This window comes from Pseudovibrio sp. POLY-S9 (assembly GCF_001431305.1).
In the GTDB taxonomy this organism is placed as follows: Bacteria; Pseudomonadota; Alphaproteobacteria; order Rhizobiales; family Stappiaceae; genus Pseudovibrio.
Genome location: NZ_LCWX01000163.1, coordinates 47,911 through 62,272 on the forward strand (window position 1 = coordinate 47,911; position 14,362 = coordinate 62,272).

The following is a 14,362-nucleotide window of genomic DNA, read 5'->3' on the forward strand; positions in this document are numbered from 1 at the left end:
CCAGTGGCTGCCAATTGAGCAGTGCAAAGAGCTGGACTTGCCACGCATCACTCTGGCTGTCCTGACAGATCTTGAAAATCGCCTTGCCAAAGACCCGGATCTTTCTCCAGATGGCCCTGTGCCATACTACTACTGGAAGAATGACGGCTTCGCGCGCGAAGAAATTTAATTCTGATTATCCAAGGCGCAACAAACATATATCGCCACGATACTATGTGTTGCGCCTTGCACTTTTCCTGATAGAAGCATTTAGAGCGTATCCCCGAAAGCAGATCTGTTTTTCGGACAAGAACACGCATGAAACACGGCTTTAGAACATGACGCGTGAATGTATATGAGCGCAACATGGACGAAAGCACCTGCTCGTAACGAGCTTGAAACGCAGTTGTGTAAATGCTTCAGACATCGGGCACTTTAGCCAAATCCCTCTCACCGAAACAGGTTCGCGGCATCATTGCAGCCATCGCGGCGATCACAGCTGTTGGCCTTTCTCTGTCTGCAAGCCTGCCTCTGCTTGCACTCACGCTTGAGTATCGCGGCGTCAGCGACACATGGATCGGCATCAACACCGCATTCTCCGGCGTTGCCTCCATTGCTGCTACTCCAGTCGGCCCCTACCTTGCACGCAAACTGGGCACACCTCAGGCGCTCCTGATCAGCCTGTTGGTCGCTGGCTTCTCCCTGCCCTTCTTTTTTGTGTTTGAAAACTTCTGGGCATGGTTTCCACTCCGTCTGTTGTTCCACGGCGCAACAACCTCTGCCTTCATCCTCTCCGAGTTCTGGATCAACGCACTGGCACCTTCAAAGCACAGAGGCTTCCTCATGGGTGTTTACGCCACTGTGCTGGCCCTTGGCTTTGCCTCAGGGCCTCTGGTACTTGCATTTGCGGGCACAACAGGCGCACTCCCATTCTTGCTGGCAAGCGCAGGCATCATTATTGCAGCCTTACCTGTGTTGATCGGCTTCAACGCTGCACCAAGAATCGAAAGTGAAGCGACCTCAAAGCTCTATGCATTTTTGTGGATAGCTCCAGCTGCCACATTCGCCGGATTTGTCTTCGGAGCTGTGGAACAATCAGCCATATCATTGCTTCCTTTGTTCGGCCTCAAGATTGGCCTGACAGCGCAAACTGCGACCCTGCTCGTCTCGGCAATGGCTGCCGGCAACATGGTACTCCAGATCCCGCTGGGAATGCTCTCTGATCGCATGAACCGCCGTCATCTGTTGGTCTATTGCGGAGCTTTTGGCGTGATCGGTGCACTGCTTATGATCCCGCTCTCCGGCAGTTTTTATGGCATCTGCGCTCTTCTCTTTGTCTGGGGCGGCGTCGTGGCCGGGCTCTACACAGTTGGTCTCACACACCTTGGTGCACGCTTTGATGGGGCTAATCTGGCTTCCGCCAATGCGGCCTTCGTTCTCATGTATTCTATTGGCCAGTTGGTGGGCCCTGCCAGCACCGGACTTGCTCTTTCCGCGTGGGGTGCGGACGGACTACCACTGGTATTTGCAGGATTCTTGGGCGCATATGTAATTATATGCCTGATAAGGGGGACAAGACTCGGCTCAGCACCCTAATGCATCTTGACTTTAGCCCTGTGATTAGTAATGTGCGCGCTGAATTCCCAAAGTTTCCCCGGAAGCGCACCCTACCCGAAGCGAAGGTGTGAGGGTGCCACCGGGACAAACAAAACAACCGGCCACTTCTTAAAAAGGCCGAAAACAGACAGGATCCTTAGCGATGGCCAAGGCGACCACCATTAAGATCAAGCTGCAGTCCACTGCGGACACCGGCTACTTCTACGTGACCAAAAAGAACTCCCGTACCATGACTGAAAAAATGGTGAAGCGTAAGTACGACCCAGTCGTAAAGAAGCACGTTGAGTTCAAGGAAACCAAGATCAAGTAAGTCTTGGCTTCATCTGAATTTTCAAAAAAGGCGTTTGCAGTCTGCAAGCGCCTTTTTTGTATGCGCTCTCAAGAGCGCGTTCTCACGACAACCCCTCCAGCACTCAAGCGCAAACAAGAATCGCCAACTGAGCACTCCTCAGACAATTCGCCTGCACGCTCGAACCACTCAATTGTCAGGGGTGGACAACATTTCCTCACACAAGAGGAATTGGACTGAGTATAGTCCGGTCAATACGGTCAATTCCGCTTCAAATTCAATGAGAATTGGCCGCCACGATCACTTTGACACATAAGAAAATCGCCCTGACTGAATGACCGATCACACCAGCCTCACGCCTCCTGCAAGCCTTCCACGCACCAACTCTGGCATAGACGCGCAGAATCCAGCGCAAACAGCACCAGATGCACAGGCCCATGCCTGTGAGCGTCAATCCTCTACTATTGGAAGGAAGTGGTGGCCGGCGAGAACCGGATGACACGAGGAGGCCACTCAGAACCCGCTTACTCGCCGGCCAACCCCACGGACCCAGGAGATGCGGCGGACCTGAGCGCTCCGTAGGGAAACTATGAAGCAGTATTGCCGGGACTTATTCAATCAACCAAAGGCCAATACTGCAATTTTGCAGTCAATAATTTCATGAAGCTGATGATTTCGTATATCACCATCGCAACATTTACGACTTTAGTAAAGCTTTAAGGTAATTGCGCTCCTGAAAATGGAGGGGATTCTTCACCTATACACAACAAAAGGAAAGAAACCGCCGATTATCAAGAGGCATACGCACAGAAACCCAATAGTCCCCGCAAGACTCACTCGGTGATTTCATCTAGTTTCAAAGACCTACGACTTTTGATGAGAGTCTTTCACTCAATGAAAACTGGTAAGATCAAACAGGTTACTAAAGCTTTGCTTTCTGAGGATCGGTAAACCCACAACTTCTAGCTGAGCACAATTTACCAATTAACCACAATCACAACTAATCACGGTTGTATTAGGTGTCCTTCAGGAACCCTGAGACTGTCTCCAGGAAGTTGCCAACAGAGATTGGCTTGGAAATGTAGGCCTCACATCCGCCCTGGCGAATGCGCTCCTCGTCCCCCTTCATGGCAAAAGCAGTCACCGCAATCACAGGAATGATCTTTAAGTCATCATCCTCTTTGATCCATTTGGTCACTTCAAGCCCTGAAACTTCAGGCAGCTGGATATCCATCAGGATCAGATCCGGCTTATGTGCACGAGCGAGCTCAAGCGCTTCCATGCCATTGCGAGACTGCAAGGTCGCGTATCCATGAGCTTCAAGCAGATCGTTAAACAGCTTCATGTTGAGTTCGTTGTCTTCAACAATCAGCACGGTCTTTTGCATCAGTTCAGTCCTGCACAGAATGCCGCCCCAAAAATGGTTTAGCCATAAATAAAGGTGTGATGCAGCCGCGTTGCGACTGGCATTGGGACAAGTCCCACACTAAATTTCCTGCTACATAGTTAACTCGGATTCGTTTCAGAAAGGCAAACACCAATGAATTTAGGCAAAACCGGCAGTTTGACCGAAGATACTGCACAGGAAATTGCAATTGGTGCCCTTACATTTCTTGGCAGCGAGCCCGAACAGCTCGGTCGCTTCCTGTCTTTAGCCGGGATTGGGCCTCAAGAGATTCGCGACGCGGCAGCCGAGCCGGGCTTCCTGGCAGGCGTCCTTGAATTCCTGATGCAGGACGAGCAACTACTACTCGCCTACACAGAAAGTGTCGGTGTTCGCCCGACCATGATTGCCGCAGCTCATCTTAAACTTGCTGGAGGCGTAGATTTCCTTGCCCAACATTGAGACCGCAAACGCCAACGCATTGCAGCAAATCAAAGAGATCGAAAAACGCGCCCATCCGCTCCTCATCTGCGACGTGGACGAAGTTCTGTTGCAATTCATCCCGCACCTTGAGCGTTTCATGAAAGATCATGGCGTCGCCTTCAAGGAAACCGCCTACCGCCTCAAGGCAAACATGGTCTACACGCAGACTGGCGAGAACCTGACAGACGATGCCTGCATGGCAGTCATTCATGATTTCTTCGAAAGCGAAGTCGGCAAGCAGGAAGCTGTTCCACATGCAGCTGAACAGCTTGAGCGCCTGTCAAAGCTCTGCGACATCGTCATTCTGACCAACTTGCCCGGGAGCCACAACAAATCCGCCCGTGAAAACCTGCTCGCACGTCTTGGCATGGACTATCCGCTCGTCACCAACGAAGGCCCGAAAGGCGGAGCCGTTGCGGCTCTGTGCGCTAAACGGGGCCATCACCCGGTTATTTTTATTGACGACAGCCCAACCAACATTATCTCCGTCGGCAAAAGCACACCTCACGTACAGCTCGTACATTTCATTGCCGATTCACGTTTCTTCGCAACAGCTGGAGATCTGCCAAACGTTGCTCTGAAGAGCAATTGCTGGAAAGAAACAGGCGATTTTATTGAAAATCTGCTGGTCGCTGCGGTAAGGTAAGCTCACAGCTGTTAGTGAACCTTTCACAAAACCAGAGAATCCAAGCGTGGAACAACTTTCAAGCACGACCCTTCAGTATTTTCTGGAGCGTTTTGGACATTTAAACGGGGCGATATTGCAAAGCGCCCTGTTCACCTCCGGTGTATCCGGCGGCCCCGGCTCCATGCTTCTGGAGTTTGCCGCGCATGACTGCCAGCGCCCGGCAACATCACCACAGGGGGCCATCAGCAAGCTGAAGATCAGGGTCGAAGAGAGTCTTGAGTTCAAACTCCACGAACCGGGCGGTGGCGCCTACACCACGATCAAACACCCTATTGTCGGCATGTTTTTGCAAGACAAGTTTTTCCTGAACTTTGATCCCGTCAACTCAAAAGACTGGACGATTGAGGAATGGGACAAAGACCAGATGCGCAATTCCGTGTTTTATGTGGGCGGCGCACGAATTTCCTGGGAGATTGAGGACTAGGTCATGCTACAGACCCTGCACCTGAACTCCAAAAGCAATCTAAGGTCTGGCTTCCATGGCACCTGAGGCCACCACTCCCCTCAAAGCACTCTGCAGGGACTGTACACACAGGTTTCGGGCAGACCTGACGCGATGCCCCAAATGCGGCAGCCCGCGCATCCTTGCCCACGCAGAACTGGATACACTCGAAATCGCTCACATCGACTGCGATGCATTTTATGCCTCCGTCGAAAAGCGTGAGAACCCAGAGCTGGCAGATCGTCCTGTCATTGTCGGCGGTGGCCAGCGCGGCGTTGTCTCCGCAGCGTGTTACATCGCCCGCATTTACGGAGTGCGCTCGGCTATGCCCATGTTCAAGGCACTCGATGCCTGCCCGGACGCAGTCGTGATCAAACCGCGCATGGAACTGTACTCTCAGGTTGGCCGCCAAATTCGCGAAGAGATGGAAAAACTCACCCCGCTCGTCGAACCCCTATCCATTGACGAAGCCTTCCTCGACCTCTCCGGCACGCAGAAACTTCATGGCGCGACACCAGCAGAACTACTCGTCCAGTTCGTGAACAAGATCCAGACAGAACTCAGGCTCTCAGTCTCCGTCGGCCTCGCGCCCAACAAATTTCTCGCCAAAATCGCCTCAGACCTGGACAAACCCCGCGGTTTTTCAGTCATTGGCGATGCAGAGAAGAAAGAATTCCTCGCCAAACAGCCAACCAGCGTCATCTGGGGCGTTGGCAAGGTGTTTCAGGGCAAGCTGGAACGGGACGGCATCAAAACCATCGGCCAGTTGCAGCTCAAAGACCCGACAGACCTTGCGCGCAAATACGGCGCCATGGGCTTGCGCCTAGCAAAACTGTGTCAGGGGGAAGATGATCGGCACGTCTCCTCAAACAGAGGCGCAAAAAGCATCAGCGGCGAAACCACATTCAACACGGACGTCTCTGACGTCATTCAGCTTTCAAAAAGCCTTTGGGCGCTGACTGAAAAGGTCTCCTACCGCACCAAGAAGGCAGAAAAGTCTGGCAGATCTGTCACGCTGAAACTCAAGACCGCCGACTTCAAAACCATCACCCGTTCGCGCATGCTGCACGACCCCACCCAACTGGCCGACAAGATTTTCCGCACAGCAGATGATCTGCTGCACAACGTGGCCGACGGTAAAATGCGGTTCCGCCTCATCGGCGTAGGGATTGGGGATCTAGGCCCGGCAGATCAGGCCGACCCGGAAGACTTACTGGACGAACAGGCCGAAAAACGTGCCAAAGCAGAACGGGCAATGGATGCTTTGCGTGGAAAATTCAAAGACAGCTCAGTCGTCTCACTTGGCCGCTCCATAAAAGCACCGAGCAAACGCTAAGCTACCGCAGCTGCTCTTTCTTGATCGCCCCTGCAAACGGTGCGCTCACTTCTTCTTCCAGCGCCACGGAGCTTCCACATGTACTGACATGCACAATAGGCTTCAGATCCAACTCAACCAAAGCACCTTCCAGCTCAAATACACCGTAATTCAGATTCATGCTTCTTGTGACACCGTTTTCATGAAGCACTGTCCGTAACTGGTAGTCCGGCGTCCGCTCACCACGTGCACCATCACTTAAGTTGAAATAAGCGATAGAAACCGGCCAGGCATCTGCATGTCCCAGAGCATTCGGCAGGGAAAGCTGATCGGAACGCTGCGCCAAAGGATCAGCCAGCTTGCGGCCAACAACAGTGGTGGCCTCAAACAACTGCTCACCAGTAACACTGCCATCATACAGCTTGGAAACCATAAAGTGCTGCCCGCCAGCGGCACCATCAATCACGCTGTGCAGATGCTGCAGCGGAAACATGATGGAACCATCAAAGCTCAGCGTCTTCTCATTTGGTCCGCTCAAATCCACGTCCACTTTGGAGCTTTGATGCTCCGCTGTACCTTGTGCTTGCTCGGCCAAAAAATCATCAATGAAGGTTTTGTAGGCAAACGAAAGCTGAGAATTGTCCGGAGCTTCAAAGTAGGTGCTGCGCAGATCAGTGATTGTCTCCTGCCCCTCGTCATCAACACTCATCACCACAAACCGCAGGTCCACAGTAAATCCATCACAGGTAGAACCGGAAAGCTCATAGACCATGCGCCCGTTCACATCAGAAATGTCCGCACCATTTTGGGCGCTCGACAATCGCATGTCATAAACGGCTTTGTGAGGCTGAAGATCGGCAGCACTGCCTAACGAGGGAAACAGCAAAAAACTCATAGAGAGGGAAGAACCTGCAATCCCGCGAAGACCATGTCTCAAGCGTAGTTTCAGCATAAAACCTCCGATCATGTCGGAACAAAAGACACGTGGGCATGCCTCTCTTCCAGCCTCAAAGAGTGCATAAACGCCACCGCCAACGCAAACATTCCACCAAGGAAATCGGTGCTAGGGTAAATCTTTCAAATTAGATACACGTTTCCCACGTAGACAACGCCCCCTGCACTCTTGCAACCATAGTGATTCTAATGTGAGTCTGCGCCTCACCTTGCAGACCACGGCTTCGTGAAGAGATAAACTCTTGAGTTTTCGTGGATTTGCATCACTTATTGCAAAACAACATTCCGACCGGAGGGAAAACGAATGTCTGATACAATCCAGCAAAACCTCGCAAAGCTTGGTGTCACACTGCCGGAAGCTGCTGCTCCTGCTGCCAATTACGTGCCTTTCGTAAAAACCGGCAAGATTGGCGCTGACCTGAGCATCGAAGATGGTGTGGAAGCAGCACGTCTTTGCGCAATCAATCTGCTGGCACAGGCAAAAGCTGCCACCGGTGACCTCTCCAAAATCGTACGCCTCGTCAAGATCGTTGGCTTCGTCAACTCCAATGGCGACTTCGGCGACCAGCCAAAAGTCATCAACGGAGCATCTGACTTCATGGTTGCCGCAATGGGTGATGCTGGCCGTCACGCACGCTCTGCTGTCAGCGCTGGCTCACTCCCGTTCAACGCAGCAGTTGAGATCGAAGCAATTTTCGAAGTTGCTGATTAATTGTGTTCTGATCACGCAAAACACCTCCCATTTATTGAAGAAGCAAGTTCGAATAATCCATGCAAGATCTCTCCTGGCTCACCGCCCGTCCGATCGCTCACCGCGGCTTCCATAACAAAGAAGCAGGCATTCTTGAAAACACCCCGTCTGCTATCAAAGCTGCCGTTGAAAACAACTTCGCCATTGAAGTCGACCTTCAGGAAACCAAAGACGGTCAGGTCATTGTATTTCACGACCCGAACCTTGAGCGCCTGACACACGGCGAAGGTAAGGTCATCGACTTCGATTTGGCTGACCTGCGCAAGCTCTCCATGCGCGGCTCCACTGATCCAATGTGGACCCTGCAAGAACTGCTCGACCTGGTCGATGGCAAGGTGCCGCTGGTCATTGAAATCAAAACCCTGAACCTTGCAGAAGGTCAGGATGAGTTCATTAAAACCATCGCTAAAATCCTCAGCGATTATAAAGGTCCGGCAGCAATAAAATCCTTTGACCCGAAAATGCTTCGGACCATGAAGGACGTCGCACCGCGAATCCCACGTGGCTGCATCTCCATGACCACGCTGAGCGAGAACGATCACCTCCACCTGACAGAACATGAGATCGAGAAAATCTCCTGGATGGTGCACATGGCAGGAACAGACCCACACTTCGTCTCATTCTTCGTGAAAGATCTGCCAGCAGATGGTCCGAGTTTCCTGCGTGAGTTCTACGGCCTGCCAACCATGACATGGACTGTCAGAACCAAAGAAGATCGTCTCAACGCGGCCAAACACGCTGACCAGATTGTCTTCGAGGGCTTCAACCCAGACGAAGATCCACTTTAGGACCAATTGATTTGCCAGTACCACCATCACCCGTTCTGAAAGTTCTCTCATCATTAGATGAGATACCCAGCACCGACTGGGACGCACTGGCAAATCCCGGCACGCCGCCGATCCTTTACGATCAACAGGATTGGATCGATTCACCTGAAACGACCCAATCCGCACCAAACTCGCAAACTGAATCAACTTCTCAAGTTTGCGAGTTTAACCCAATGCTTTCACATGCTTTTTTACAAGCACTGGAAGAAAGCGGATGCGTCGGGTGGGACGCAGGCTGGATCCCGCAACACATCTGGTGGGAGGCAGATGGCAAACCAATCGCTGCCATCCCAACCTATGCAAAAAGCCACAGTCAGGGCGAATACGTTTTCGACTATCCATGGGCTGAAGCATTTCAGCGCACAGGCGGAAACTATTACCCCAAACTGCAATGCTCCATTCCCTTCACACCAGTACCGGGACGCCGCCTGCTGATCTCACCGCAGGCCAACCGACCAGAAACGATCAAGATCCTCACCACAGGCCTGAAAGAGCTGGCAACACGCATCGAAGGCTCATCAGCTCATCTCACCTTCCTCACTGAGCAGGAATGGAAGGAACTGGGCGACGAAGGCTTCCTGCTACGAACAGACCAGCAGTTCCATTGGGAGAACAACGGCTACAGCGACTTCACCGAGTTTCTGGAGGTCCTATCCTCCCGCAAACGCAAAAGCATCCGTAAGGAGCGTAAGACCGCGCTGGACCACAATATTGAGGTGGAATGGATCACTGGCCCGGATTTACAAGAAAGCCACTGGGACGCGTTCTATGAGTTTTATGTAGACACTGGCAATCGCAAATGGGGTTCGCCTTACCTCAACCGGGAATTCTTCTCGCTCCTCAGCGAAAGACTGGCTGACCACACCTTGCTCATCATGGCAAAGCGCAATGGCCGCTACATCGCCGGAGCCCTCAACATGATCGGCGGCAACACCCTGTATGGTCGCAACTGGGGCTGTATCGAGAACCACCCCTGCCTGCATTTCGAGATCTGCTATTACCAAGCCATTGAGTTTGCATTGTCGCGTGGTCTGCAACGTGTTGAGGCTGGCGCGCAGGGAAGCCACAAACTCGCCCGTGGCTACATGCCCAACCTCACCTACTCCGCTCACTGGATTGCACACCCTTCGTTAAGGAATGCAGTCGCACACTATCTGGATCAGGAGCGCCAAGCCGTTCTGCATGAACAGAAAATCCTGTCGGAACATGGACCGTTTCGCCAACAGGATGCCTAGAACCTACATTAAGACACCCCTACAAGATTCTGAAGAGACTGACAAATCTCGCCAAACTTGAATCAGCTTCTTAAGTCCACTCAGGTTCTCAACACCTACCAGATCACAACATATATTTCTTATTGGGATTTCCGCAGTGAATCGCGATATGAATGGGGCCAAACATTATTGAGACCATTGAGGACCCCACAATGACCAGCTCCGCATATGATGAACAAAACATCTTCGCCAAAATTTTACGCGGCGAACTGCCTTCCGAGAAGGTCTTTGAGGACGAAAATACGATTGTAATCATGGACATCATGCCACGCGCAGATGGCCATGTGCTGGTTCTGCCTAAAAACGGCTCCCGAAACATCCTCGACATTGAAGAAGCTGACCTTGCCGCTGTCGCAAAGACGGCCCAGAAGATGGCTCGTATCCTCAAGCAGGCATTTGCAGCGGACGGTATCACCATCCACCAGTTCAACGAAGGCGCTGGTGGACAGATGGTGTTCCATACCCATTTTCACGTCATTCCGCGCACTGAAGGTGTTTCCCTGCGCCCGCACACAGGCGAGATGGAAGACGGCGACAAGCTCAAAGCAAACGCAGAGAAAATCCGCGCAGCTGTTGCAGCTCACTCCTGATCATTTCAAATGAAACAACCTCGCGCACTCACACCAGACTGCGCGAGGAAAAGTCGATTCACTTGAAACGACCGACCTTCCTGACCTGCAATTTTGAATCTAATTACAACGCACTAGCCTGCACGCTTGAATCAGATTTTCAAGGCACCCAGAATTTCGATTCATCTGAAATGATCAGACAGGTTCGATAGACACTTTCTCATTCAGTGCTTTTTGCATGATCTTATCGAAGCGGGAATCCATGCAAACGCTCACGTCCGTCGTCACAAACTTCCCGCTCCAATACAGCGAGAAAATCGTGGCAGGTGTCGGCGCCCTCTGCGCCTTTTCCAGTGTATCCAGATGAACGATCTTGAGCGGTAACCCACGCTTCTGGGCAGTCTCTTTCAGGTTCTGCATCACATGATGATCCGTGAACGGACAGCGATTGGAATAGTATGCAACCAGCCCCTCCTCATTAGGTCCAGCACCTTTTTGAGCGGCTTCAGAAAACGATGCAGAACCAGTCTGTCCATCAACACCAAGCCGCAACAGCTCGATACCATCGGGAGAGGTGTCGCAGACTTCAAAGCCTTGCCGCTTTAACCATTTGCCATCTGAGAGAAAAGGCATCTTCTTGGCGCCAGCAATCGTCACCAGCCCCATTGCACCAGCCTGACGCGCCGCCTCCACGGCCCTGGCCAACAACGCCTTGCCATGGCCCTGCCCTTTGTACTTGCCAGAAACCCAGAAGCAGTTGATGAGCAGATGTCCGGGAGCAACCACAGGCGCCCAGCCAGCTTCCACCGGACCAAACTCAATGAACACCTTTGCACGCTCATCCAACCGTATGAACTGATAGTCCGAGGAGAATTGCTGGCTCAGCCAGTCCTTCTTCAACTGGTAGCCCTGCGCACATTTTTTGTCCGAGATTGCACAGCAGATATGCTCATCACAGAGTGTCTGCTCATTCAAGGCGATATAAGTCATCATCAGCTCCCGAGTCGCTAACTTACGTTAGAGCGGGAAACAACGATCAGCAATGCGTGCGATCAAGCTTAGCAAGATCCGCTAAATCAAAAAGGCCCAACCACCAATAAGCACAAACTCAGCTGTGATAATCCCAGCCATCAGCCGGTCGTTGAGGAGCTTGTATCCAACAACACCGCCACCCACCGCAGCAAGACGCAGCCACACCGGCACATCGCCCAGCACACCTTCCGGAAACAAAACCAACCGCGCAATGATGCCAGCAATCAACGCCGTCGCAACGGCCCGCACCCACGCAAACAGCAAGCTATCCTCGCGCAGTTTGCCGGAGGCGAACACACCTATCCAGCGCCAGCACTCTGTTGCCAGAAAGCCAGCAACGAGGATCATCACATAAGGCCACCACCAACTGCCATAAACTTCACTCACAGCTCAGCCCTCCGCGTTGCAAACAACCAGCCCGCAAAGGCAACTGTGCCGCCCACAAACCCGGTCAGCAGCAAATCAGCTCCCGGAAAGAAGTGATAGAAGACAGGCCCGAGAATGAGCCCAAGAATGAGCGCGGCCCTGTCACCACTCGTGCGAGAAGCCTGATACATGGAAAACATGAAATAGATCGGTGTCAGCAAAACCAGACCAGCAGCAATCGGCCCTTCTACCGCTGGAAGCACTATATAAGACAACGCCGTCGAACACAGCACCACAAAATGCACTGTGGACCCGAACCCGGCAAAGAACGGAAGGCGCGCCGCCCTTGGCATGCTTGGCAGATTGCGCATGGCAAACACCCACGCCGTCACGGCCACGAAATGTGACACAATCAGCATATGCCACGTCTTGGTGCGCTTCTCATCCCGCAGAACGGGCATCAGCGCCACCGTCATCGGCATCAAACGCACAGCGGAAAGAGCCACTGCAATCGCAGCGGGGATCAACCCCGCTCCAGCACTCATTGCACCCGTCAAAACAACAATGCTCGGCAACGCCCACATAAATAGGCTCATCAAGAGCACTTCAGTGAGCGTGAGCCCAACTTCGCGGGCCAGCGAGGTAAACCCCACAAAGGCCATCATCAAAATAAGTGTCGGGAGGCAAAACGCGCCTTTAGCTCCTTGGCGGAACCAATAAGCACCTCCCTCAAATTCCGAAGGACCCTCTCCTTCGTCAATATCCATGTCTGAACTGGTCATTTAAGAACTCGGAGGCTCGCGAGAAAGAAGAGCCTTTGGGGAAGAAGAAACGCAATCTATTGAAGCTGCATAAAGAAGCCTACACAAGACTACGTAGCTCCACCATACAAAAAAGCCGGAACAGATGCTCCGGCTTTTTCTCAACTATCAATGCTTTAATCCGCAATCGGAATACCGGGAACATCACCACGCTTGGTGGCATCAGCGCCCCGGCCCGTTTTCGGAACAACGGACTTGCCCTTGCCTTTGGCAACCGGCTTTTTCTTGGCAGCCTTCGCCTTAGGTGTCGGACGTTCCTCAACGCTTTCAAGAAGCAGACCTTCAAGATCCTCAGAAACGGAAACCTTAACAGTACCACCCTTCTGAAGCTTGCCGAACAGAACCTCATCAGCCAATGGCTTCTTGATGTGCTCCTGAATGACACGGCCCAGCGGACGGGCCCCCATCAGACGGTCGTAGCCTTTCTCAGAAAGCCAGGCCACAGCTTCAGGTGTCAGTTCAAAGGTCACGTTACGCTCCGCAAGCTGAGCTTCCAGCTGCATAACGAACTTCTCAACCACACGATGAATAACGTCACTATCCAGATTTGCGAACGGAATGATCGCATCAAGACGGTTCCGGAACTCCGGAGTGAACATCTTGTTGATCGCATCCATATCATCACCATCACGGTCAATGCGATTGAAGCCCATAGGAGCTTTCGCCAGATCAGCCGCACCAGCGTTGGTGGTCATGATCAGGATCACATTACGGAAATCGACAGACTTACCATTGTGGTCCGTCAACTTACCGTGATCCATAACCTGCAACAAAATGTTGAACAGATCAGGATGAGCCTTCTCGATTTCATCCAAAAGCAGCACACAATGCGGATGCTGATCAACAGCGTCCGTCAGCAAGCCACCTTGATCGAAGCCCACGTAGCCTGGAGGGGCACCAATCAGGCGAGAAACCGTATGGCGTTCCATGTACTCGGACATATCAAATCGGGTCAGCTCAACACCCAGTGTCGATGCCAGCTGGCGCGCAACTTCCGTCTTACCAACTCCAGTCGGGCCAGAGAACAGATAAGAGCCAATTGGCTTATCCGGTTCACGCAGACCGGCACGGGCCAGTTTGATGGACGCAGACAACGCTTCAATCGCCGGATCCTGCCCATAAACAACGCGCTTCAGACTATCCTTAAGGTTGGACAGAACCGCTGCATCGTCCTTGGAAACAGACTTCGGAGGAATCCGCGCCATAGTCGCAATCGTTGCTTCAATTTCCTTCAGGCCGATTGTCTTGCGACGTTTGCCCTCTGGCAGCAACATTTGCGACGCACCAGACTCATCAATCACATCAATCGCTTTATCCGGAAGCTTCCGGTCAGCAAGGTAGCGAGAGGACAACTCAACAGCCGCCTTGATCGCATCATTGGTGTACTTGATGTTATGGAAGTCCTCAAAGTAAGGCTTCAGCCCTTTCAGGATTTCAATCGCATCTGGAATGGTTGGCTCGTTCACATCCACTTTCTGGAAGCGACGCACCAGCGCACGGTCCTTTTCAAAGAACTGGCGATACTCTTTATATGTGGTGGAACCGATACAACGGATCGTACCGGATGCCAG

The 14,362-nt window shown here is 52.4% G+C and carries 16 protein-coding genes; 10 read left to right on the plus strand and 6 right to left on the minus strand.

The genetic code is table 11. The features are described from left to right. The first annotated feature begins 393 nt into the window (after nt 1–393). Nucleotides 394–1,575 carry an MFS transporter gene (locus PPL9_RS14550; RefSeq protein ID WP_057463367.1) on the plus strand — a complete coding sequence of 394 codons (1,182 nt, stop codon included), beginning with the start codon at nt 394–396 and terminating at the stop codon, nt 1,573–1,575. A gap of 163 nt (nt 1,576–1,738) precedes the next feature. Beyond that, entirely contained in the window at nt 1,739–1,906 is a 168-nt protein-coding gene (rpmG, locus tag PPL9_RS14555) for a 50S ribosomal protein L33 (protein WP_008552972.1), read from the plus strand. A gap of 994 nt (nt 1,907–2,900) precedes the next feature. Here rpmG and PPL9_RS14560 read toward each other — a convergent pair. Further along, complete coding sequence (locus tag PPL9_RS14560) at nt 2,901–3,272, minus strand: response regulator (RefSeq protein WP_057463368.1); 372 nt, start codon at nt 3,270–3,272, stop codon at nt 2,901–2,903. Nucleotides 3,273–3,425: 153 nt separating this feature from the next. Here PPL9_RS14560 and PPL9_RS14565 point away from each other — a divergent pair, with 153 nt between their 5' ends. From PPL9_RS14565 to PPL9_RS14580, 4 genes are read left to right on the plus strand one after another with little or no spacing between them, the layout of a single operon-like run. Then, entirely contained in the window at nt 3,426–3,731 is a 306-nt protein-coding gene (locus PPL9_RS14565; protein WP_057463369.1) for a DUF3572 domain-containing protein, read from the plus strand. Beyond that, the gene (locus PPL9_RS14570) at nt 3,718–4,398 is read left to right on the plus strand and encodes a hypothetical protein (protein ID WP_057463370.1); all 681 of its coding nucleotides are present in this window, start codon (nt 3,718–3,720) and stop codon (nt 4,396–4,398) included. The genes PPL9_RS14565 and PPL9_RS14570 overlap by 14 nt, the downstream gene beginning before the upstream one ends. Nucleotides 4,399–4,444: 46 nt before the next feature. Further along, complete coding sequence (locus tag PPL9_RS14575) at nt 4,445–4,864, plus strand: hypothetical protein (protein ID WP_057463371.1); 420 nt, start codon at nt 4,445–4,447, stop codon at nt 4,862–4,864. Nucleotides 4,865–4,919: 55 nt separating this feature from the next. Further along, a complete protein-coding gene (locus tag PPL9_RS14580; protein ID WP_057463372.1) occupies nt 4,920–6,218 on the plus strand; it encodes a DNA polymerase IV in 1,299 nt (432 codons plus the stop codon). Between the two features lies 1 nt (nt 6,219). Here PPL9_RS14580 and PPL9_RS14585 read toward each other — a convergent pair whose 3' ends face one another. Then, nucleotides 6,220–7,149, minus strand: coding sequence for a DUF1849 family protein (locus PPL9_RS14585; RefSeq protein WP_161831311.1), 930 nt, complete (start codon nt 7,147–7,149; stop codon nt 6,220–6,222). A 306-nt stretch (nt 7,150–7,455) separates the two neighbouring features. On the opposite strand from PPL9_RS14585, the gene PPL9_RS14590 reads away from it, so the two are divergent. From PPL9_RS14590 to PPL9_RS14605, 4 genes are all read left to right on the plus strand, one after another. Further along, a complete protein-coding gene (locus PPL9_RS14590; protein WP_057463373.1) occupies nt 7,456–7,863 on the plus strand; it encodes a RidA family protein in 408 nt (135 codons plus the stop codon). Between the two features lie 59 nt (nt 7,864–7,922). Next, nucleotides 7,923–8,690, plus strand: a complete 768-nt coding sequence (locus PPL9_RS14595; RefSeq protein WP_057463374.1) for a glycerophosphodiester phosphodiesterase family protein — start codon at nt 7,923–7,925, stop codon at nt 8,688–8,690. A 35-nt stretch (nt 8,691–8,725) separates the two neighbouring features. Beyond that, nucleotides 8,726–9,964: a GNAT family N-acetyltransferase gene (locus PPL9_RS14600; protein WP_057463446.1), complete on the plus strand. Its 1,239-nt coding sequence runs from the start codon at nt 8,726–8,728 to the stop codon at nt 9,962–9,964. 191 nt (nt 9,965–10,155) lie between these two features. After that, complete coding sequence (locus PPL9_RS14605; RefSeq protein ID WP_057463375.1) at nt 10,156–10,593, plus strand: HIT family protein; 438 nt, start codon at nt 10,156–10,158, stop codon at nt 10,591–10,593. A gap of 174 nt (nt 10,594–10,767) precedes the next feature. Here PPL9_RS14605 and PPL9_RS14610 read toward each other — a convergent pair whose 3' ends face one another. The 4 genes from PPL9_RS14610 to PPL9_RS14625 form a co-directional block, all read right to left on the minus strand. Beyond that, on the minus strand, nt 10,768–11,562 hold the full coding sequence (locus PPL9_RS14610; protein WP_057463447.1) for a GNAT family N-acetyltransferase: 795 nt from the start codon (nt 11,560–11,562) through the stop codon (nt 10,768–10,770). Nucleotides 11,563–11,643: 81 nt separating this feature from the next. Then, nucleotides 11,644–11,991, minus strand: coding sequence for an AzlD domain-containing protein (locus tag PPL9_RS14615; protein ID WP_057463376.1), 348 nt, complete (start codon nt 11,989–11,991; stop codon nt 11,644–11,646). Continuing rightward, complete coding sequence (locus PPL9_RS14620) at nt 11,988–12,752, minus strand: AzlC family ABC transporter permease (protein WP_057463377.1); 765 nt, start codon at nt 12,750–12,752, stop codon at nt 11,988–11,990. The genes PPL9_RS14615 and PPL9_RS14620 overlap by 4 nt, the downstream gene beginning before the upstream one ends. Nucleotides 12,753–12,907: 155 nt before the next feature. After that, nucleotides 12,908–14,362: AAA family ATPase (locus PPL9_RS14625; protein WP_152986710.1), on the minus strand; the 1,455-nt coding region annotated here is incomplete at its 5' end.